The sequence below is a fragment of the Candidatus Magnetaquiglobus chichijimensis genome (genome assembly GCF_045865675.1).
GTDB lineage: Bacteria > Pseudomonadota > Magnetococcia > Magnetococcales > Magnetaquicoccaceae > Magnetaquiglobus > Magnetaquiglobus chichijimensis.
On record NZ_BAAFGK010000005.1, the window covers coordinates 498,372 to 518,421 of the forward strand.

Here is a 20,050-nt window from a genome sequence, read left to right on the forward strand (position 1 = left end):
CGCTAGCCGAGGCCGTTGCGCAGTCGGCGGGTATGGGGAAGCAGATCGCCGGCCAGCATGCCGACCATGCCCTGTTCGGCGGCGCAGGCATCCGCCGCCGCGCCGTGCAGCCACACCCCGGCGCGTACCGCGCTCTCCACCGGCCAGTCCTGGGCCAGAAGGCCGGCGATGATGCCGGTCAGAAGATCCCCGCTGCCGCCGGCGGCCAGACCCGGATTGCCGGTGGCGTTGATCCAGGCGCGTCCGTCCGGCGCGGCGATCACCGAGCCCGCCCCCTTGAGAACCACCCATACCCCCCAGTCACGGGCAGTGCGGCGCGCGATCGCCAGCCGGTCCCCCCGCACGTCGTTGACCTCCATGCCCCACAACCGGGCCATTTCGCCGGGATGGGGGGTGAGGATCAACGGTGTGCGTCGTCCGATGCTCCAGTGGCGGATTCGTTCCCCCTGGCCGGCCAATACGTTCAAGGCATCCGCGTCCAGCAGGGTGGGAAGCTCTTTCCAGGCCATCATCGCGGTGACCAGTTCCCAGGTCTGTTCGTTCTCCCCCAGACCCGGCCCGATGGCCAGCACGTCGGGTTGAAAACGGCCTTTGGTAATGATGTCCAACAGAGGTTCGCCCGAGGCGCGCAGCGGCAACGGCAGGGTCATGGCCTCGGTCAGGCCGGCGGTGACCACCGGTTGCGCCGCTGCCGGGGTGGCCACGGTGATCAGACCCGCTCCCACCCGTGCCGCCCCCTGGGCCACCAGGATCGCCGCGCCCTCCATGCCGACCCCGCCGGCCACGACCAGCAGACGACCGCAATCCCCCTTGTGGGCATCCGGGGAGCGTTTGGGAATCACCAGATCTTCCGTGACGTTGAGGGCCACGTCATGTTCGGGGATGTTCAGAAAGCTCTCGGGAATGCCGATCGGCGCCACGATCAGTTCGCCGACGAGCCCGGCGCCCGGATACAGACGATGGCCCCGTTTTTCCGCCGCGAAGGTGACGGTCCAGCGTGCCGGCAGGGCGCACCCCAGAATGCGTCCCGTATCCGCGCACACTCCGGAGGGGATGTCCACCGCCAGAACCGGTTTGCCGCTTCGTGCCACCAGGCGGATCAGCTCGGCGGCCAGCCCCTCGACGGAGCGGGCCAGACCGGTGCCGAAGATCGCATCCACCACCACGCTGCAATGGAGCAGCAGGGGATGGAGCACGTCGGCCAGTTCCACGCCGGGCAAAAGCTCCCGCACCACCCCTCCTTGTCCCACGAACGCCCCGTGATGGATGCGGGCATCCCCTTTCAGATCCGCCCCCCGTCCAAGCAGCAACACCACCACCCGGCCACCGGATTGCAGCAGCCATCGCCCCACCACGAAGCCGTCGCCTCCGTTGTTGCCCTGGCCGGCCAGAATCACCACCACCCGTTCACGCCACTCCGGCATGCGGGTTTTCAGGATCCGGCAGGCTGCGGCACCGGCATTTTCCATCAGCACCACCCCAGGCAGACCCAGGTTTTCGATGGTGCGGCGGTCTGCCTCGCGCATTTGCGCGCTGGTCAGCAAGCGGTGTGAAGCGACGCGTTCCAAGTCGTGGGCCATTGCACGCCTCCCATGCGATGTTGCATAACTTTCGAACCTGAAGATTGGCGGGATGGAGGAGGAGCGATCTCCTCCCAGCCGCAAAACGGCCTGGATGGGCGTTCATGGACTGATGACAGCGCCATTTTTCCATAAATCAAACGAGGATGAAACGTCAAACCATGGTACGGGCGTTGATTCGAGCCAAAAATCTGCGAAAAAGCTATCAAGGCCGCGCCGTGGTCGCCGAGATCGACTTCGAGGTGCGCGCCGGGGAGTGTTTCGGCATGCTCGGTCCCAACGGCGCGGGCAAAACCACCACCCTGCGTCTGATCACCGGCCTGACCCCCCTGGAAGGGGGTGAGCTGTTTCTGTTCGAGGCCCATGCCGACCGAAATCGGGGCGAGGCCCATCGCCGCATCGGGGTGGTTCCCCAGGAGGACAACCTCGATGACGATCTGACCGTGGCCGAAAATCTGCTGGTCTATGGACGCTACTTCGGACTTTCGGACCGTGCCGCCCGCGAGCGGATCAATCCTCTGCTGGAGGTTGCCCAGCTCTCCGAACGACGCGATCATGCGGTGCGTACCCTCTCCGGGGGGATGAAACGCCGTCTGGTGATCGCGCGTGCGCTGGTGAACGAACCGGAACTCCTCATCCTCGACGAACCGACCACCGGCCTCGACCCCCAGGCGCGCCATCTGATCTGGCAGCGACTCGCCGCGCTGAAGAATCAGGGCACCACCCTCTTTCTCACCACCCATTACATGGAAGAGGCGGCCCGACTCTGCGACCGGCTGATGATCATCGATCAGGGGCGCATCCTGGCCATGGATTCACCGGCTGCCCTGATCCGCGCTCACGTCGAACCCGAGGTGGTGGAGATCCGCGGCCTCGGCGCGCCCCTGGATCCGGACGCCTTCTCCCATCTGCCCGGACGCCTGGAGCGGGTGGGCGATGCGCTGCACTGCCACAGCGACGATGGCGCGGAGGTGATCTCCCGGCTGCGCGGTCGCCACGAGCTGGTCTGTCTCTCCCGACCGGCCAGCCTGGAGGATGTTTTTCTGCGCCTGACCGGGCGGGAATTGCGGGATTGAGCCGCGCTTTCCTTGACGTGCGCTTGCTTTCCTTTATGCTGGCCACGTAGAATTTTATCTTTACCCTTCCCCTGACGCGAGGATCTCATCACTATGAAAATTTGGCGCATCGGCATTGGGATCATGGCCTTGACGTGGGTCGTCCTGGGCGGAACGGCTTGGGCCGGAGATCAAATCTCCATCAAATTCAGCCACGTCGTGGCCAAGGATACCCCCAAGGGCAAGGCCGCGGACAAATTCGCGGAACTCGCCGCCAGCTACACCAAGGATCGGGTCAAGGTCGAGGTCTACCCCAACAGTCAGCTCTTCAAGGACAAAGAGGAGCTGGAAGCCGTGCAGATGGGCACGGTGCAGATGCTCGCCCCCTCCCTGGCCAAATTCGGTCCCCTGGGGGTCAAGGAGTTCGAGGTCTTCGACCTCCCCTTCCTGTTCGACAACTACGAACAGCTCCACAAAATCACCTACGGCCCGATCGGTCAGGCCCTGCTCGCCAAGCTCTCCTCCAAGGGGATCCTGGGTCTCACCTATTGGGATAACGGCTTCAAGCAGATGAGCGCCAACAAGCCCTTGAAGAACGTCGAGGATTTCAAGGGTCTCAAGCTGCGCATCCAATCCTCCAAGGTGCTCGATGCCCAGATGCGCGCCCTGGGCGGCAATCCCCAGGTCATGGCCTTCTCCGAAGTCTATCAGGCGCTCCAGACCGGCGTCGTGGACGGCACCGAAAATCCCGCCTCCAACTTCTACACCCAGAAGATGCACGAGGTGCAGAAACACATGACCCTCTCCGATCACGGCTACCTCGGCTACGCGGTGATCGTCAACAAGGCGTTCTGGGAAGGTCTGCCCCCCGAAGTGCGTACCCAGCTCGATCGCGCCCTGGCCGATGCCACGGTCTACGCCAACCAGATCGCCAAACAAGAGAATGACGGCGCCATCGAGGCGGTCCGCCAGTCCGGCAAGACCCAGGTCGTCCTGCTGACCAACGAGCAGCGCGCCGCCTGGAAAAAGGCGCTGGTCAAGGTCCATCAGGAGATGGCCAACCGCATCGGCGCGGAGCTGATCCAGTCGATCCACATGGCCACCGGTTTCGATCCGTCCAAGCCGTGAGCGGATCGACCGCGACATGCTGAAACTTCTCGATCACCTCGAAGAGGCCATCATCACCATCCTCATGGCCGCCGCCACGCTGATCGTCTTCGTGGCGGTGGTCCACCGCTATGCCCTGGGCGTTTCGTTCCTGCACGACTTCATGGCCGGATTCAGCACCAGCTGGGCGCAGGAACTCTGCATCTATCTGTTCATCTGGATGGCCAAGTTCGGCGCCGCCTACGGGGTGCGCACCGGCATCCACGTCGGCGTGGACGTGCTGGTCAACCGGCTCGAGGAGCGACTCAAACACAAGGTGGTGATTTTCGGCCTGATGAGCGGCGTCGCCTTCACCGGGATCATCGGCACCCTCGGCGCCCATTTCGTCCTGCTGATGAGCCGCACCGATCAGACCTCCCCGGACATGGAACTCCCCATGTGGATCATCTATCTCTGCATCCCCCTCGGCTCCTATCTCATGTGCTTCCGGTTCGTGCAGGTGGCCTTCGCCTATCAGAAAACCGGGCGGATGCCGCATGTCGATCATGCCCATGTGGCCGGCATCGAGACCGAGGAGGCCAAGGCATGACCTCGATCATCATCTTCAGCCTGCTGGCCGTGCTGCTGATCACCGGCATGCCGATCTCCATCGCCCTCGGCTTGACCGTGCTTCTCTACATGGTCGCCCTGACCAACGTGCCCATCGAAGCCGTGGCGCTCAAGCTGTTCACCGGCATCGAACGGTTCGAGATCATGGCCATCCCGTTCTTCGTGCTGGCGGGCAGCTTCCTCACCCACGGCGGCGTCGCCCGACGCATGATCCGCTTCGCCACCGACATGGTGGGGCACCTTCCCGGTGGCCTCGGCCTCTCCGCCGTGCTCGCCTGCGCCCTGTTCGCCGCCATCTCCGGCTCCTCGCCGGCCACCGTGGTGGCCATCGGCTCGATCCTCATGCCGGCCATGGTGCGCGCCGGCTTTCCCTGGGAGTTCGGCACCGGCGTCATCAGCACTTCCGGCGCGTTGGGCATCCTCATTCCACCCTCGATCGTCATGGTCATGTACTCGGTTTCCACCAGCACTTCGGTGGGGGCGATGTTCATGGCCGGGGTGGTGCCGGGCATCCTGCTGGCGATCCTGCTCGCTCTGCTCACCTGGTTCCGCGCCTGGCGGCACGATTATCCCCGTCAACCCAAGGCCTCCTGGGCCGAGCGCGGCGCCGCCTTCCGCGACAGCGTATGGGGGTTGTCGCTCATCGTCGTGGTCATGGGGGGGATCTACTCGGGGCTGTTCACCCCCACCGAGGCCGCCGCCGTCAGCGCGGTCTATTCGTTCTTCGTCGCCGTGTTCGTCTACCGCGACCTGAAACTCTCCGACGTGCCGCGCGTGTTGCTCGAATCGGCCAACATGAGCGCCATGCTGCTCTACATCATCACCAACGCGATCCTTTTCTCGTTCCTCTTGACCTATGAGAACATCCCCCAGACCTTGAGCGCCTGGATGCTCGATCAGGGCTTCGGACCGATCATGTTCCTTCTGGCGGTCAACCTGCTGCTGATCCTGGCCGGGGATTTCATGGAACCCTCGTCCATCATCCTCATCATGGCTCCGTTGCTCTATCCGGTGGCCATGCGGCTGGGCATCCATCCGATCCACTTCGGCATAATCCTCACCGTCAACATGGAGATCGGCATGGTGACCCCGCCCGTGGGGCTCAACCTGTATATCGCCAGCGGCATCACCCACAAGGGGCTCTCCGAGGTGACCGTCGCCTGTCTGCCGTGGATGATGGTCATGGTGGTTTTTCTGCTGCTGGTCACCTACGTGCCGGCCATCTCCCTGTGGCTGCCGGGGGTTCTGGGGATGTTGTAGGGGGGCAAACTGTCGCACGGTCCGGGGACCGAACGGCAAAGTCCCAAGGGTTGGGGCTTTGCCTTTGGATCCCACCAGGGGCCATCGAGCCGGTACTGGCGCCCGTGTCGTTGCAACTGGATCCGGAAGTGGTGGATTTTCGAGTCAACGGGCGTGGGTTGGCAGCGGCGTGCGGGACTGTTTTTGCGCGAGTATGTCAGCGCGCATCGTCATGGGATCTGATGCGCGCGTCATGGGGACGGAGGTCCGTGGGTGAATGTTCACCACGGACCTCCAGGGTCAGGCGTTGATCAGAACTCCCGCAACAGCTCGTTGATGCCGGTCTTGGAGCGGGTGCGCTCGTCCACGGTCTTCACGATCACCGCGCAGTAGAGGTTCGGACCGGGCTGGCCGTCGGGCAGGGGTTTGCCGGGCATGGTGCCGGAGACCACCACCGAGTAGGGCGGAACATAACCTAAGTGAATTTCTCCCGTGGCGCGGTTGACGATGCGGGTCGAGGCGCCGAGATAGACCCCCATGGAGATCACCGAGCCGCGACCGACGATCACCCCTTCGGCCACTTCGGCGCGGGCGCCGATGAAACACTCATCCTCGATGATCACCGGGTTGGCTTGCAGCGGTTCGAGCACTCCGCCGATGCCGACGCCGCCGGAGAGGTGGACGTTTTTGCCGATCTGGGCGCAGGAGCCGACGGTGGACCAGGTATCGACCATGGTGCCGGAATCGACGTAGGCGCCGATGTTGACGTAGGAGGGCATGAGCACCACTTTGGGGGCCAGGTAGCTCCCTTTGCGGGCGATGGCCGAGGGAACGACGCGGATGCCGGCTTCACGGAACTGTTTTTTCTTCCATTTCGAGAACTTGAGCGGCACTTTGTCGAACCAGCGGGCCTCGCCGGCGTTCATGGGTCCGTTGTCATGGATCTTGAAAAACAGCAGCACGGCTTTTTTGACCCATTGATTGACCATCCAGCCGTGGGTGGCGTCGTCCGGGATTGGGGCGTCAGCCGGGACCGGTTCGGCCACGCGCAGTTGGCCTGCGTCCAGGGCGTCGATGACTTGCAGGATGGCCTGGCGCAGGGTGGGATCGCAATCCGGGCCGATGTTGGCGCGATTTTGCCAGGCCTCTTCGATGAGGGGGCGAAGATCCGACACGGTGGGTGACTCCTTGGGTGGGGGGTGGAAAAAAAGATCAGGGGGTCCGGGGGCGATGATCGCCTCCGGCAGGGGCGGGGCGGAGCCCCGCGACTGTCGTCTTTTGTCTTTCGCGCACGCTTCACGATCCGCCCGTTTTCGCACCTTTTGCGAAAACGGGCGCAAGCGCGCGGTCTCATGAGACTGTGGAAGACGTGTCGCCTCCGGCGGTATGACGCCGGGCCATGTTCGCGGCATCGTTTTGCCAAAGGCGCGAAACGATGCCGCGAACATGGCGGCGCGGCGCGTTTTTTCGCAAAAAGCGCGCAAAACGTTTTTTGAAGAGCGCGCTCAAAAGCCAAGTCAAAAACAAAACCTCGGAGGCTCTGTCTCCGCACTTAAGCCGGGGACTTTTTCGGTCCCCGTCCCCTGCAAGGGTGTGGCCCCTGGATCCTGTCTGTTTTATCCGTCAATTGCCCGCCTGCAACTCCCTGGCACACGCCGCGATCCGCTGCATCGCCTCGCGATTTTCCTCCACCGACGCCACCATCGCCACCCGCACACACGCCTCACCCGGATTCCCGGCAGCGGACGGATGGGTGGCAAGCCCGTTGGCGCGACTCAAATAGGCCCCCGGCAACACCGTCACATTGTACCGCTCGTAAAGCCGATGGGCAAACCGTTCTCCACCCGATGGCACCTTGAGCCAGAGATAAAATCCGGCATCCGGCGCCTTGACCGGCAACACCGGGGAAAGGATCTCCAACGCCTCGGCCAGTTTCTGACGGTAAATCACCCGATTGTCCTCCACATGGGACTCGTCAAGCCAGGCGGCGATGGCGGCGCGCTGGATGAACGGCGGGGTGGAACAGCCGGTATAGGTGCGCAGTTGCAGATATTTTTTCAGGATCGAGGCATCCCCGGCCACGAAACCGCTGCGCGCGCCAGGCAGGTTGGAACGCTTGGAGAGCGACTGGAACGAAAGACACCGGGAAAAGTCCCGGCGACCCGCGCGCCAGGCCGCCTCGAGAATGCCGGGAGGCGGGGTTTGATACCAGATTTCCGAGTAACACTCATCCGAGATGATGACGAAATCATGACGGTCCGCGAGTTGGATCAAGGTCTGGAGACGCTCCAACGAGAAGGCGGCGCCGGTGGGATTGGAGGGGGTGCAGAGATACAGAAGCTGCACCCGATCGAGCAGGGAGGGGGGCAGGGCGCCGAAATCGGGCAGGAACCCCTCAACCTCGCTGGCGTTCATGTAGACCGGCTCGGCATGGGCCATGATCGCCGCACCCTCATAGATCTGATAGAAGGGGTTGGGCATCAGCACCACCGGCTTGGATCGATTCTTGGGCGCCGGATCGACCACGGCCTGCACGATGGAAAAAAGCGCCTCGCGGGTGCCGTTGACCGGCAGCAGATTGCGTTCCGGATCGAGCGCCCCGGCATCCAGACCGTAGCGTTTTTCGGCCCACTGACAGGCGGCGCGACGCAACTCCGGCATGCCGGCGGTCGAGGGATATTTGGAGACCTCGATGAGCGAATCGCGCATCGCATCCAAAAGAAAGGGCGCGGGCGGATGTTTCGGCTCGCCGATCGACAGATTGATCGGCACGAGGCTGGTCTCCGGGGTGGTGTTGGCCAACAGCGTGGCCAACTTTTCGAACGGATAAGGCTCCAGATGGTTCAGGCGTGGATTCATGGCAGTGGACGTTCCGTCAGGTAGGTGCGTTTGGGCCCCCGATCGCGCACGTTGCCACGGATCCAGCGTACCATGTCAGACCACATGGTGGCGATTTCCGTGGTGTTGGGTAGAGCGCCCGACAAGGGGAGTTCGATGGTGATGATCGGCAGTTTTTTTTGAATGCCGGCGTAACGACCCAGGGAACCGGGATAGGTGCCGAGCAGGGTCAGGTAAAGGGCGCCAAGGCGCTCGGGTGGCGTGGTGGGAGGACCGTCAAAGTCGAGCAGACCGAATGGGGCATGCACCGAGATGACGACATTGGGTCGGAACCGCTCGATCTCCTCGGCGACCCAACGGGATTCGGGTTCGCTCAAGGGGGCGGGACCGGGAAAACGACGCGGATCGCTGTGGGTTTTGTTGACCCAGTATTCACGACTCTCCCGATGCCAGTCGGTGGTGGGAAAGTTGCGGTTCAGATCCACGCCGTGGATGTTGGTGCGCTGGGACCGGTCGCGCAAGAGACCATCCGGATTCACCAGGGGGGCGACCCGCCAGTGGAAAAGCCCGGAGTGGTGCGCTTCGAGGATCTCCAGCCACTTGAAGACGATGCTGATCGAGGAGTACTCATCCCCGTGGATGCCGCCCAACAGCAGGATGCGCGCCTGGGGTGGGCGATCGGGGTGGGGTGGGTACTCCTTGAGGAGAATGGGCAGACCGTTGACCGAGGCGGCACCCGTGCGTTGCAGGTTGAATTTCTGGCAGGTCAAGGGATCGACGCTACGCAGCTTGGCGCCAATTTTGGCGCACATCTCGGGCATGGAGAGCTGAGGCGGCGATTTTTCTGTTTTTTTATCGACCCCAGGTATATGATTTCCCTTAACCGCATCCTGGGCGATCGCCTCCAGGGCCTCGTGGGCAGAGAGATTCGACGGATCTGCGCTCCAGGCGGTCCATGGCGACAGACCCAGCAACACCCCCACCCCCAGCGTCAGAATGCACCGGATGCGACGGATCGCGACCATGGGCCAGCCGGTCCCGGTCGCGGGTCGCGCGGGTTGTGCGTCGATGGGCTGGCGGTGCGGTGGCGTCGCGGGCATGAAACGGTGGCAGCGTTGGAGGAATCGGGGACGGCCCTGGGCCAGTGCAACTGTCCTTTGTACCCCAATGGCCAGGGCGCGTCAAAGCGAAATACGCGCAAGAAGCGGTAAGAGTGTGCGTTTATTTCGATTTCGATGCGAATGTACATAAACTGGCAAAAGAATTGCTTATCACGAATGCAACGGCTGGGTCGCACGTCGGTTGCATTCACCCATGGCATTCGTGCCTGGATGCGTGCTATGATTTGATCGATACCATCCTGAGGGTAATGATCGGCTGGAACCCCCTGGTTCCAACTAGACAGGACATCGGACGAAGAAAACCATGAACAGACGGGGTTTTCTGAAAATAATCACTGCGGGTGCCGCAGGTGTGATGGCCTCGAATCCGTTCGGATCCGAAGCCCTGGCTGCGTCCGCCGAACGCCGTGCCACCGGTTTGCCCAAAAAAAATCGTGTCTCCCAGGACTCCCGGGACGACGATCTGGACAGCTATCTCCACAAGGTCCGTTACTTCAACGAAGACCATCCGGATGACGTCTACCTCAAGGAAGAGCAGCTCGACCTGCTCAACTCCGCGCTTCGGCGTTTCAACCGCATCCAGAAACTGATCGGCTTCGGCAACTTCTACGTGATCGATTTCGATCAGGCGGTCTATCTGGCCCGTACCCAGACCGAAATCGAACCCTTCACGGTCGAGGAGCTCAACTTCCTAGAACAGCTTTTCTACGCCAGCGCCTCGGATTACGGCTTTTACGGCGACAAGCCGCTGCGCAATCTGACCGATCGCGTGCCGATCAACGAGGTGGTCAAACTCTCCGGAACCGGCAATTACCTTTTCCGCGGCCAGCCCGAGGCGATCTATCAGCACCTGCGCAAGGAGTTGGGCGATCAGGTGGTGCTCACCTCCGGCGTGCGCAGCGTGATCAAGCAGTTCCAGCTCTTCCTCACCAAGGTGTCGGAGAGCGATGGCAATCTCTCCCGTGCCTCCCGTTCCCTGGCGCCGCCGGGCTACTCCTACCACGGCGTGAGCGATTTCGATGTGGGGCAGGCCGGTTACGGCGCTTTCAATTTCACCGAACGGTTCATCACCACGCCGGTTTTCAAGCGCCTGCGCGACCTGGGCTACCTGCGGCTGCGCTATCCCCGCGACAATCTGCTCGGCGTCCGTTTCGAACCCTGGCACATCAAGGTCAATTTCCAGGCCGACAGCGTCGGACGGATCTAGATCCCCAGCCGGTCGTCCATGCATCCCGATTCGTCCGCATGACCGCCCACGACCCGGAGGCCAACCCCTTTTCCACCGTTTCCGCCACGCGTTTGGCCTGGATCGGTCTGGGCGGGAACCATCCGGATACCCTGTCGCGGATGCGTCGCGCCCTGGTCCGGTTGGATCGACACGCCGGCCTGACCCTTCTGGCTTTCTCCCCGCTCTACCGCACCGAGCCGGTCGGACCGATCCGGCATCAGCCGTGGTTCTGGAACGGCGTGGCCGCGCTGGCCTGCCGGACGAGCGGTCCGCGCGCTCTGTTGCGCCTGTTGCAACGCCTCGAACGGGAGGCGGGACGGGATCGTGGCCATGAAATCCATTGGGGTCCGCGCCCTTTGGATTTGGATCTTCTGTTCTTCGGCGGGCGGGTGATTCGCTCCAGGTCGTTGATTTTGCCCCATCCGCGTCTGCATGCACGCCGTTTTGTGCTGCGCCCCCTGGCGGATCTCGCGCCGGGGTGGATCCATCCGACATGCGGCAAAACCATTGACAGACTGCTCGATGAGGTCGATGATACCGCCCGGATCATCCGACTGGGACGGATGGGCGTGGACTCCGAGCGACTGATCAGGGAGCCGTGACCCGAATCCGGATTCTTTATGAGGATGCATGAACATCGGGCAGGCCCCGTTCGCGGGCAATCCCGTCAACCCGAACTCATACTGGGACGCCTGGATCACCTTCGCGGGGACCGGGACGGACATTCATGAAACAAATCGATCTCCCCCAAACGACAATCCTGGCGAGCCTTTCGCGCGCGCCGTTTCCACGAGACGGGAAACGGTCATGAGCGCTCGCGTCACCGTGCCGGAACTCGATCGCATGAAACGATCGGGTCGCCGGATCGTCTGCGTGACCGCCTACGACTACACCTTCGCCCGTTTGTTCGAGAGCGCCGGCGTGGATATCCTGCTGGTGGGCGACTCTCTGGGCATGGTGATTCTCGGCCATGACACCACCCTGCCCGTCACCCTGGATCAGATGATCCACCACGCCACGGCGGTGGTGCGCGGTTCGAGTCGCGCCCTGGTGGTGTGCGACATGCCTTTCGGGGTCTGTCATGGTGCCGGGGATCGGGTCATGGATGCCGCGGTACGCATTCTCAAGGAGAGCGGCTGTCAGGCGGTGAAGCTTGAGGGTGGACGGCGCATGGTCGAGACCATCCGTTATCTGGCCGACCATCACATCCCGGTCATGGCCCATGTGGGGCTCACGCCGCAATCGGTGCATGCCTTTGGTGGATTCAAGGTGCAGGGACGGGGCGATGCGGCGGCTGGGGTGCTTGAGGATGCCCTGGCCGTGCAGGAGGCCGGCGCTTTTGCCGTGATTCTCGAAGGGATGCCCACCCCGTTGGCCACCGCGATCACCGAACGGCTGACCATTCCCACCATTGGCATCGGCGCGGGTCCGGCCTGCGATGGCCAGGTTTTGGTGGGTTACGACCTGCTTGGGATGTTCGACGGCGTGCGCCCCCGGTTTGTCAAGCACTATCTGGAGGGTGGCCAGGCGATCGTTTCGGCGGTGAACCGTTTTGCCGACGAGGTGCGTACCGGAGCCTTTCCGGGCCCTGAGCACGGCTTTGATCCGTAACGAGGAATCCATGGAGTTGCTCACCGATGCCCAGGCCCTGACCCGTTGGAGTCGCGCACGTCGCGCCTCGGGGGGTGGAATCGGCTTTGTGCCGACCATGGGAGCGCTGCATGCCGGTCACATCGCCCTGATCCACGCCGCGCGTCAGCAGTGTGCCCATGTGGTGGCCTCGATTTTCGTCAATCCCACCCAGTTCGGACCCAACGAGGATTTCTCCCGCTATCCGCGCACTCTGGAGGCCGATCAGGCCATGTTGACCGCTGCCGGTTGCGATGCGTTGTATCTGCCGGAGGTGAGGGAGATCTATCCCGAGGGGTTCCAGACTCGCATTCAGCTTCCGGAGATCTCTGCCGGGCTGTGCGGTGCGGTGCGGCCTGGTCATTTCGATGGCGTGGCCCTGGTGGTGACGATTTTGTTGAACCGGGTGCAACCGGATGTGGCGTTTTTCGGTCTGAAGGATTATCAGCAGTTTTTGTTGATCGAGCGGTTGGTGACCGATCTGGCCATGCCCTTGCGGGTGGTCGGCGTGCCGACGGTGCGCGAGTCGGATGGTTTGGCCATGTCGAGTCGCAACCGTTATTTGAACCCGGAGGAGCGTCAGCGTGCCGGGGCGTTGTATCGGGCTTTGTTGGCTGCGCGGGATTTGCGTCGTGCGGGGGAGGGGAGTCCGGAGTTGTTGGAGGGGGTCGCCAGGGAGGTACTGCACGCGGCGGGTATTGAGCGTGTGGAGTATGTGGCGGTACGAGCGGCACGAACCTTGCTGAAAGTCGCGACGGTCACGGATGACGAGGATCCGGTGATGTTGCTGGCGGTGCGGCTGGGCAGTGCCCGCTTGATTGACAACATGGTGTTGTCACGCGAGGATGGCGCGTAGGGGACCATTCGGAATCAGGCGAGGGTAGGGGGATGGAGATCACGCTTCTCAAGTGCAAGCTGCACCGGGCCACGGTCACGGAGACGCAGGTGGATTACGAGGGTTCGTGTGCCATTGACGAAGATCTGATGGAGAGCGCCGGATTGCGGGAGTTCGAGCAGATCCATTTATGGAACGTGACCAACGGTGAGAGGTTGACCACCTATGCGATTCGCGCCGCGCGCGGCAGTGGGACGATTTCGGTGAATGGTTCGGCGGCCCACAAGGCCAGTAACGGGGATATTCTGATCATTGCCGCGTTTGTCTCCATGACTCCGGAAGAGGCCGGGCGGTTTGCGCCGACGTTGGTGTATGTGGGCGAAGGGAACCGGGTGGTGCGGGTGAGTCGGGAGATTCCGGTGCAGGGGTAGGGGAGACTGGCGGGAAAACCGGTGGGAAAACCGGCAGGAAAACCGGCGGGGTCCAGGGGCCAATGGCCCCTGGTGGGGTTCGGGGCGAAGCCCTGAGGTTTGGATTTTTGTTCTTTATGACTTTTTCCTTTCGCGCGCTTTTCACGATAAGCCTTTTTTCGCGTCTTTTGCGAAAAAAGGCGCAAGCGCGCGCCGTCTCATGTGCCCCCTCCGTTGCCCGTCAGGGCATAAGGAGGGGGCGAATGGCATGTCGGCACATAAGCCGCCTTCGGCTGCCAGTTCTGGCGATGGTTCCTGGTGACGTTTTGCAAAGGCGCAAAACGTCACCAGGAACCAAGGCTGCGCGCAGCGATTTTTCGCAAAAGGCGCGAAAAATCGCTTTTTTGTAGAGCGCGCTAAAGACAAAGGATTAAAGACAAGAATCTAAAGACAAAGGATAGAACCCTGGGAGAAGAATCTCCCAGACTCTCTCTTTTTTTTTAACAGTCAAATCAGATTGTTCGAGATGGCAGGCGCTCCCCCTCAGCGCCGCTTGCGCTCCCCCTCCTCCGGCTCCCGCTTGACCTCGATCTTGCGCGCCTGCTTCAACTCCTCCCGCGCGATCGATTGCCCGGTGGATCCGTTCGGCAACAAACGAATCGCCTCCTGAAAATGCCACAGGGCGTTGTTGCGCTCCAGAATCAAAGCATGATACCGCCCCATGGCCAGATGCCCCTCACCAGCATGCCCGGCATCACTCTCGACCAGCCCCAGCAAATACCAGTACCTCGGCTCGTCTGGCTCCTTCGAGGCGAGCTTGCGCAGGATGCGAATCGCCTCTTGCGGCTTTTTCAACTCCTTCAAGGCAAATGCCTGGCGAAAACGAAGATCCGGCTGATCGGGCAGTTGCAAGCTCGCCTCCTCGAGATCCTGGGCCGCTTCCGCGAAATGACCCAACTCGGTGCGCGTCACCCCGCGATGGCGCAACAAATGGGGATCCCCCGGATGATTCTTGATCAGCTTGTTCCAGAGCGCCTCGGCTTCGGGCAGCCGCCCGGCGGCACGCAGCGCCTCGGCCAACCCCTGCTCCAAAGCCAGATCGTCCGGTTCGAGCCGCAAACGGGATTGAAACCGGACGATGCTCTCCTCCGGGAACTCGCTGGATTCGGCCTCGAGTACCGCCCTGGCCCGTGCCAACAAAAGATTGTCCGCCTGATCCCCCTTGCGTGGCGTGGGACGCGGCTCCTCGGCAGCCATGCGCTTGGAGTCGAGCAGACGTTCGGTGGAGATCGGATGCGTCAGGAGATAGGGGGGCGGCAGGGTGGAGATGCGCTGCTGCTGCACCAGTCGGTTCATGAAACTGGCCAATCCTTCGGGGTTGAACCCCGCCTTGGCCAGCAGCGTGACGGCGATCCGATCGGATTGGGACTCCTTGTTGCGGATCGCTTCGAGCATGTCGAGTTGCGCGGAACCAGCCCCACCGGTGATCACCGCCTGACCGACCTGTCCGTTGCGCGAGGCCATGGCGGCGATCATGCCCGCAGCAGCCGAAATCATGGTCTGGATCGATAGCCGCTTGGTGAGCGCCTCGAGCTGCAAGTGATGACCGGCCTTCAAATGGCCGATCTCGTGCGCCATCACCCCGGCCAACTCGTCGCGGTCCCGCACCGCCAGCATCAGACCGCTGTTGAAAACGATGTTGCGGTTGGGCAGGGCAAAGGCGTTGAGGGCCGGGTTGAGCACCACATGGAACCGAACCTCCTCTGGAGGAAGATCCGCAGCGCGCGCCAGGGGTTCGCCCAGACGGCGCAGGATTTCGGTGGTCTCTGGACCCACGGCCAGGACGATCAGATCCTTCTCGCGCGCGGTGGCGGGCGTGGCCAGGATGAGGAGCGCAACAAGGGAGAGGAGCGAAAACAGGGCGCGTGTCAAGAGTGTTATGGTGGGCATGATAGTTGCAGATATCCTTGCGGATAGGGTGTATGATGAGTTGTGATAACCGACCCACGCCATCAGTCTGCGATAACCGGACCCGAATGGCGAGTCCCAATCACGCGCTGTCATGATTTTTTTTTGCCGGGCTTTGCCCGTTGCCGGGTACATTCTTCGACAAGGAGAGTCCAAATAAGGTGGGCAATCGCTTTTCGCGTTTGGAGGAGCTGCGTGGTCTTCAGGAGGAGGCGGCGGGCCAGGCCTTCGCGCGCACCCTGGTGAGCATCGAGGAGTTGACGCGTCACATCGCCGAGCTGGACCGGCAGACCGCCGAGGAGCGGCGCGCCGCCATCGAAGCGTTGGCCGATCCCGACGCCGAACGCACCGACGCAGGATTGATGCAGTCGTTTTTGGCCGGTCAGGCGTGGCGGCGGCAGAGATTGGAGCATATGTTGCAACGGGCCCGACACGACTCCGAACAGGCCCGCGTGGCCTGGCACGAAGCGCGCATGCGCTTGCAACAGTCGGAGAAGCTGGCCGAAAAGGAGGGCGCCCGTTTGCAGCACGAGGCGAAGCGTCAGGAGTTCAAGGAGATGGATTTGGTGGCAATCAACCGGGTCGGGCGTGATCCGGCAGGACAGTATCAAACGAGGAGGAATTTGGCGTGAACATGACCAGGCGTACCCGTTGGATCGTGAGTATCGCGGCGTTGTTCGTCGTATTGATCGCCGGCGCGGTTCCGGCCTGGGTCGCGGACCACGAGGAGAAGTCCAAGAGCAGCAAGGCGGCGGATTCCGGCCTGGTTCGCGATCCGATCGCGTTGTTGGAGTCGCTGGAGAAGCGGCGTCTGGCCATGGACGAGCGCGAGAAGATGCTGGAGTTGCGCGAGGCCGATCTCAAGAGGCTCGAGGAGAAGATGCAGAAGCGCATCACCGCCCTGGAGCAGTTGCGCGATACCATCCGCGCCGATCTGGATCGCGAAAAGGAGGCCGATGATGCCAACATCAAGCGGCTCGCCAAGATCTACTCCGGCATGAAACCCAAGCAGGCCGCCTCGAGCCTGATGGCCATGGATCGCGACACCGCGGTCAAGGCGCTCAAGGCGGTGCCCGAGAAGGTGGCCGCCAAGATCTTGAACCGCATGGACATCGCCGACGCGGTACAGCTCTCCGAGGCGATCGGCGTGCCGATTTCCGCCCGGCGCGGCGTGGAGCAGGACGAGGCTCCGCAACCCCAATCCGCCGGCAGGGGCGCCGACGCGCCCCAGGCCCAGGAGTCCGCCCCCATGCCTCCGGCCATGCCCGACAAGAGCGTCAAAAACGCCAAGCTCCCGCCGCCCCAGGGCACCCCGATCCAGCAGGCCTTCTGACGGCGTGAACCTGGCTCGCGGAGTCCCGAGGGGCGTGCCACGGCAACCGTTCATGACCATTCCACCCTCCGCCGTTCCAGTTCGATCCGGCCCGCGAAAAAGGGACTAAACCCTTCCACGCGGGCCGCCGATACATCTCTTCAAGCGGTGACGCGCCGGGCCGATGGAACGGCGGGGGAGAGAAAAATCAAGCAAAAAGATTAAACTCCCCAAGGCGAACAACCGATCAATGCAGTAAAGCAACTGGTTCAGGATGAACCGGTCGGCGACTCGGAAACTAAGGTCGCCAAGAGGGCGGGGTTGGCCCTTGAAATGAACAACCCATCTCCAGTCAGGGACGATCACGATACGGCAACCAGGAATGGTACCGAGTCAGGAGGCCACGCATCATGTCTCACATCTGCCTTGCATCACGCATTCCCTGGGCCGCCATCTGGCCGGATCATACATCCAGACCTCGTGTTCTGACTGACAACCCATCCTGATCTCCGGATCCGTCCGCCGCGCTTTGCGTGATACGGGATGATCCTGCCACCGGCTGGACCGGAGAGATGCGGTGTGGAGAAATCTTGCCCCCATTCGGTTGCGACCGGAAGGGTGCGATGGGGAGAGAACGTGCTTCTTGCTCCGTTGGCGCTTCGTGGGTGAAGCCGTCGCGGTGGATTGAAATGTCAGGCTCGGACCGGCCTGCTCGCGAATGAACGGTTCAACAATACACCAGGGATGGGTGACGATATCAGGCGATCCCTTGTTGGGATCGGTTCAGGGAGGATTATAACATGTCTCTTTCTATCTCCACCAATCTTTTCGCCATCAACGCCCAACGCAACCTGATGCGTTCGACGAATGCCCTGGGAACCACCTACAAGCGCCTCTCCTCGGGATTGCGCATCAACAGCGCCAAGGATGATGCCGCCGGTATGTCGATTTCGACCCGGATGACCGCGCAGATTCGTGGTTTGAACCAGGCGGTCCGCAATGCCAACGATGGCATTTCGATGATGCAGGTGGCCGAGGGTGCGCTGGACGAGACCACCAATGCGTTGCAGCGGATCCGTGAACTGTCGGTCGAGGCGGCCAACGACACGATGAACCCGACCGACCGGTTGGCGTTGCAGAAAGAGATCGATCAACTTCTCTCCGAGATCGACCGGATCGCGACCCAGACCGAGTTCAACAACCAGGTGTTGTTGAGCGGCGGCTGGGAGAACAACAAGGTGTTCCAGGTGGGCGCGGATCAGAACCAGACCATTCTGGTGAATGTGGATCGCACCACCACCACCTCGTTGCTGTCGATGACCGCGGTGGGGGCTGCCGGGGCCATCAACGTGAGCACCCAGGCGAGCGCCAATGCCACCCTGGCCCGTCTGGACCGTGCCCTGGATTCGGTGTCGGACATCCGCGCCAGCCTGGGCGCCTATCAGAACCGGTTCGAGATGGTGATCGCGAACCTCTCCAACGTGGTGGAGAACACCTCGGCGGCCCGTTCGCGGATCGTGGATGCGGACATCGCCGCCGAGAGCGCGGACCTGACCCGCAATTCGATCCTGCAACAGGCCGGCACGGCGATCCTGGCCCAGGCCAACCAACAGCCGTCGATCGCGCTGCAACTGTTGAAGTAGGCGCGGGGATTGCCGATCGCGCTGCAACTGTTGAAGCAGGCGCGGGGATTGCCGATCGCGCTGCAACTGTTGAAGCAGGCGCGGGGATTGCCGATCGCGCTGCAACTGTTGAAGCAGGCGCGGGGATTGCCGATCGCGCTGCAACTGTTGAAGCAGGCGCGGGGATTGCCGATCGCGCTGCAACTGTTGAAGCAGGCGCGGGGATTGCCGATCGCGCTGCAACTGTTGAAGCAGGCGCGGTGGCCGCTGGTCCGGCGCATGCCGGGGAGCCCCGAGGGTGAGGCTCCCCGGCCCGGCGCGAAAGGCCATGCGGCCTGGCAAACCGTTGAAAAAAACTGGTTGCGGATCCGTGCGCCCTGCGGCACACGAGATCCGCTCGGGATAACCTCCTTTCAGCGTGCTCCGCGCTCCGCCGGGCAGTCGCGCTCCCACTCCCACCCCGTGTCCGCACGGACGATGGCAGGGGCGTGCCTCCCCAAAAGGGGCATGGATCCATGAACGGGCATGCGGATTGGGCCAATCCGCCTAAACGAATGGCTCACTGTTTTGCCATGGATGGTGGAATGTTTTTTTGGAAGGGGACGAAAGCGATTTCGTTTCCAAGGAGGAAACCATGTCTTTGAGCATCAATACCAATCTGGCCTCGTTGAACGCCCAACGCAAGCTGACCGGGACCACGAACGTTCTGAGCACCACGTTCCAGCGTCTCTCTTCCGGTTTGCGGATCAACAGCGCCAAGGACGATGCCGCCGGTTTGACCATCGCCACCCGCATGACCGCGCAGATTCGCGGCATCAACCAGGCGATGCGCAACGCCAACGATGGCATCTCGATGATGCAGGTGGCCGAGGGAGCCCTGGACGAGACGTCGAATGCCCTGCAACGGATTCGTGAATTGTCGGTGCAGGCGGCCAACGACACGCTGGTGGGCGCGGATCGTCTGGCGATTCAGGATGAGATCAACCAGCTCCTGAATGAGATCGATCGCATCGCGGTGCATACCGAGTTCAACAATCAGGTGTTGTTGAGCGGTGGCTGGGAGACGGCCAAGGTGTTTCAGGTGGGCGCGGAAGCCGGTCAGATGATCAGCATGACCGTGGATCGCACCACCACGACCTCGCTGTTGTCGATGACCGCGGTGGGTGCCGCCGGCGCGATCAATGTGAGCACCCAGGCGAGCGCCAATGCCACCATCGCGCGCATCGACCGGGCCCTGGATTCGGTTTCGGACATCCGTGCCAATCTGGGTGCGTTCCAGAACCGTTTCGAGGCGGTGATCGCCAACCTGGGGAACGTCTCCGAGAACACCTCGGCGTCCCGTTCGCGGATCATGGATGCGGACATCGCGGCTGAATCGGCCAACCTGACCCGCAACTCGATCCTGCAACAGGCTGGCACCGCGATTTTGGCCCAGGCCAATCAGCAGCCGCAGATTGCCCTGCAACTGTTGCGTTAACGCCAGGTCCCCCATGTGGC

Annotated in this window: 19 protein-coding genes; 14 read left to right on the forward strand and 5 right to left on the reverse strand. The window is 62.4% G+C overall.

Features of this window, described 5'->3' with window-relative positions; all coding sequences use genetic code 11:
* Positions 1-2: 2 nt before the first annotated feature.
* Positions 3-1,580 (reverse strand): NAD(P)H-hydrate dehydratase, encoded by a 1,578-nt coding sequence (locus ACOY6C_RS15905; protein WP_420906503.1) that lies wholly within the window; start codon positions 1,578-1,580, stop codon positions 3-5.
* 146 nt (positions 1,581-1,726) lie between these two features.
* Here ACOY6C_RS15905 and ACOY6C_RS15910 point away from each other — a divergent pair, with 146 nt between their 5' ends.
* The 4 genes from ACOY6C_RS15910 (at position 1,727) to ACOY6C_RS15925 (ending at position 5,611) form a co-directional block, all read left to right on the forward strand.
* Complete coding sequence (locus tag ACOY6C_RS15910) at positions 1,727-2,656, forward strand: ATP-binding cassette domain-containing protein (RefSeq protein WP_420906504.1); 930 nt, start codon at positions 1,727-1,729, stop codon at positions 2,654-2,656.
* Between the two features lie 93 nt (positions 2,657-2,749).
* The gene (locus ACOY6C_RS15915) at positions 2,750-3,763 is read left to right on the forward strand and encodes a TRAP transporter substrate-binding protein (protein WP_420906505.1); all 1,014 of its coding nucleotides are present in this window, start codon (positions 2,750-2,752) and stop codon (positions 3,761-3,763) included.
* Positions 3,764-3,779: 16 nt separating this feature from the next.
* Complete coding sequence (locus ACOY6C_RS15920) at positions 3,780-4,331, forward strand: TRAP transporter small permease (protein WP_420906506.1); 552 nt, start codon at positions 3,780-3,782, stop codon at positions 4,329-4,331.
* Positions 4,328-5,611 carry a TRAP transporter large permease gene (locus ACOY6C_RS15925; protein ID WP_420906507.1) on the forward strand — a complete coding sequence of 428 codons (1,284 nt, stop codon included), beginning with the start codon at positions 4,328-4,330 and terminating at the stop codon, positions 5,609-5,611. The genes ACOY6C_RS15920 and ACOY6C_RS15925 overlap by 4 nt, the downstream gene beginning before the upstream one ends.
* Positions 5,612-5,901: 290 nt before the next feature.
* Here ACOY6C_RS15925 and dapD read toward each other — a convergent pair whose 3' ends face one another.
* The 3 genes from dapD to ACOY6C_RS15940 all read right to left on the reverse strand — a co-directional run bounded on the left by dapD (position 5,902) and on the right by ACOY6C_RS15940 (position 9,528).
* Entirely contained in the window at positions 5,902-6,765 is an 864-nt protein-coding gene (dapD, locus tag ACOY6C_RS15930) for a 2,3,4,5-tetrahydropyridine-2,6-dicarboxylate N-succinyltransferase (RefSeq protein WP_420906508.1), read from the reverse strand.
* A 448-nt stretch (positions 6,766-7,213) separates the two neighbouring features.
* The gene (dapC, locus tag ACOY6C_RS15935) at positions 7,214-8,449 is read right to left on the reverse strand and encodes a succinyldiaminopimelate transaminase (protein WP_420906509.1); all 1,236 of its coding nucleotides are present in this window, start codon (positions 8,447-8,449) and stop codon (positions 7,214-7,216) included.
* Positions 8,446-9,528, reverse strand: coding sequence for a M14 family murein peptide amidase A (locus ACOY6C_RS15940; protein WP_420906510.1), 1,083 nt, complete (start codon positions 9,526-9,528; stop codon positions 8,446-8,448). Before ACOY6C_RS15940 ends, dapC begins: the two co-directional genes overlap by 4 nt.
* A 325-nt stretch (positions 9,529-9,853) precedes the next feature.
* Here ACOY6C_RS15940 and ACOY6C_RS15945 point away from each other — a divergent pair, with 325 nt between their 5' ends.
* The 5 genes from ACOY6C_RS15945 (at position 9,854) to panD (ending at position 13,672) form a co-directional block, all read left to right on the forward strand.
* Positions 9,854-10,756, forward strand: coding sequence for a D-alanyl-D-alanine carboxypeptidase family protein (locus ACOY6C_RS15945; RefSeq protein ID WP_420906511.1), 903 nt, complete (start codon positions 9,854-9,856; stop codon positions 10,754-10,756).
* A gap of 38 nt (positions 10,757-10,794) precedes the next feature.
* A complete protein-coding gene (folK, locus tag ACOY6C_RS15950; protein WP_420906512.1) occupies positions 10,795-11,379 on the forward strand; it encodes a 2-amino-4-hydroxy-6-hydroxymethyldihydropteridine diphosphokinase in 585 nt (194 codons plus the stop codon).
* A gap of 205 nt (positions 11,380-11,584) precedes the next feature.
* Positions 11,585-12,388 carry a 3-methyl-2-oxobutanoate hydroxymethyltransferase gene (panB, locus tag ACOY6C_RS15955; protein WP_420906513.1) on the forward strand — a complete coding sequence of 268 codons (804 nt, stop codon included), beginning with the start codon at positions 11,585-11,587 and terminating at the stop codon, positions 12,386-12,388.
* Between the two features lie 10 nt (positions 12,389-12,398).
* A complete protein-coding gene (gene panC, locus ACOY6C_RS15960) occupies positions 12,399-13,262 on the forward strand; it encodes a pantoate--beta-alanine ligase (RefSeq protein ID WP_420906514.1) in 864 nt (287 codons plus the stop codon).
* Positions 13,263-13,294: 32 nt separating this feature from the next.
* On the forward strand, positions 13,295-13,672 hold the full coding sequence (gene panD / locus ACOY6C_RS15965) for an aspartate 1-decarboxylase (RefSeq protein WP_420906515.1): 378 nt from the start codon (positions 13,295-13,297) through the stop codon (positions 13,670-13,672).
* 522 nt (positions 13,673-14,194) lie between these two features.
* Here the strand turns inward: panD and ACOY6C_RS15970 are convergent.
* Positions 14,195-15,601 (reverse strand): M48 family metalloprotease, encoded by a 1,407-nt coding sequence (locus tag ACOY6C_RS15970; protein ID WP_420906516.1) that lies wholly within the window; start codon positions 15,599-15,601, stop codon positions 14,195-14,197.
* 179 nt (positions 15,602-15,780) lie between these two features.
* Between ACOY6C_RS15970 and fliJ the strand changes: the two genes are divergently transcribed.
* From fliJ to ACOY6C_RS15995, 5 genes are all read left to right on the forward strand, one after another.
* On the forward strand, positions 15,781-16,251 hold the full coding sequence (fliJ, locus tag ACOY6C_RS15975; RefSeq protein WP_420906517.1) for a flagellar export protein FliJ: 471 nt from the start codon (positions 15,781-15,783) through the stop codon (positions 16,249-16,251).
* Between the two features lie 2 nt (positions 16,252-16,253).
* Positions 16,254-16,952: a MotE family protein gene (locus ACOY6C_RS15980; RefSeq protein ID WP_420906518.1), complete on the forward strand. Its 699-nt coding sequence runs from the start codon at positions 16,254-16,256 to the stop codon at positions 16,950-16,952.
* A gap of 779 nt (positions 16,953-17,731) precedes the next feature.
* Positions 17,732-18,574 carry a flagellin N-terminal helical domain-containing protein gene (locus tag ACOY6C_RS15985; RefSeq protein ID WP_420906519.1) on the forward strand — a complete coding sequence of 281 codons (843 nt, stop codon included), beginning with the start codon at positions 17,732-17,734 and terminating at the stop codon, positions 18,572-18,574.
* A 9-nt stretch (positions 18,575-18,583) separates the two neighbouring features.
* Positions 18,584-19,072 carry a hypothetical protein gene (locus ACOY6C_RS15990; RefSeq protein ID WP_420906520.1) on the forward strand — a complete coding sequence of 163 codons (489 nt, stop codon included), beginning with the start codon at positions 18,584-18,586 and terminating at the stop codon, positions 19,070-19,072.
* A gap of 115 nt (positions 19,073-19,187) precedes the next feature.
* A complete protein-coding gene (locus ACOY6C_RS15995; protein ID WP_420906521.1) occupies positions 19,188-20,030 on the forward strand; it encodes a flagellin N-terminal helical domain-containing protein in 843 nt (280 codons plus the stop codon).
* Positions 20,031-20,050: the final 20 nt, after the last annotated feature.

Coding starts and splice junctions, on each gene's coding strand:
- panD (WP_420906515.1), top strand. CDS start 13,295: ATGGAGATCACGCTTCTCAAGTGCAAGCTGCACCGGGCCACGGTCACG.
- panC (WP_420906514.1), top strand. CDS start 12,399: ATGGAGTTGCTCACCGATGCCCAGGCCCTGACCCGTTGGAGTCGCGCA.
- ACOY6C_RS15985 (WP_420906519.1), top strand. CDS start 17,732: ATGTCTCTTTCTATCTCCACCAATCTTTTCGCCATCAACGCCCAACGC.
- ACOY6C_RS15940 (WP_420906510.1), bottom strand. CDS start 9,528: ATGCCCGCGACGCCACCGCACCGCCAGCCCATCGACGCACAACCCGCG.
- ACOY6C_RS15980 (WP_420906518.1), top strand. CDS start 16,254: ATGACCAGGCGTACCCGTTGGATCGTGAGTATCGCGGCGTTGTTCGTC.
- panB (WP_420906513.1), top strand. CDS start 11,585: ATGAGCGCTCGCGTCACCGTGCCGGAACTCGATCGCATGAAACGATCG.
- ACOY6C_RS15920 (WP_420906506.1), top strand. CDS start 3,780: ATGCTGAAACTTCTCGATCACCTCGAAGAGGCCATCATCACCATCCTC.
- ACOY6C_RS15995 (WP_420906521.1), top strand. CDS start 19,188: ATGTCTTTGAGCATCAATACCAATCTGGCCTCGTTGAACGCCCAACGC.
- dapC (WP_420906509.1), bottom strand. CDS start 8,449: ATGAATCCACGCCTGAACCATCTGGAGCCTTATCCGTTCGAAAAGTTG.
- ACOY6C_RS15925 (WP_420906507.1), top strand. CDS start 4,328: ATGACCTCGATCATCATCTTCAGCCTGCTGGCCGTGCTGCTGATCACC.
- ACOY6C_RS15910 (WP_420906504.1), top strand. CDS start 1,727: ATGAAACGTCAAACCATGGTACGGGCGTTGATTCGAGCCAAAAATCTG.
- ACOY6C_RS15945 (WP_420906511.1), top strand. CDS start 9,854: ATGAACAGACGGGGTTTTCTGAAAATAATCACTGCGGGTGCCGCAGGT.
- ACOY6C_RS15970 (WP_420906516.1), bottom strand. CDS start 15,601: ATGCCCACCATAACACTCTTGACACGCGCCCTGTTTTCGCTCCTCTCC.
- ACOY6C_RS15915 (WP_420906505.1), top strand. CDS start 2,750: ATGAAAATTTGGCGCATCGGCATTGGGATCATGGCCTTGACGTGGGTC.
- folK (WP_420906512.1), top strand. CDS start 10,795: ATGACCGCCCACGACCCGGAGGCCAACCCCTTTTCCACCGTTTCCGCC.
- ACOY6C_RS15905 (WP_420906503.1), bottom strand. CDS start 1,580: ATGGCCCACGACTTGGAACGCGTCGCTTCACACCGCTTGCTGACCAGC.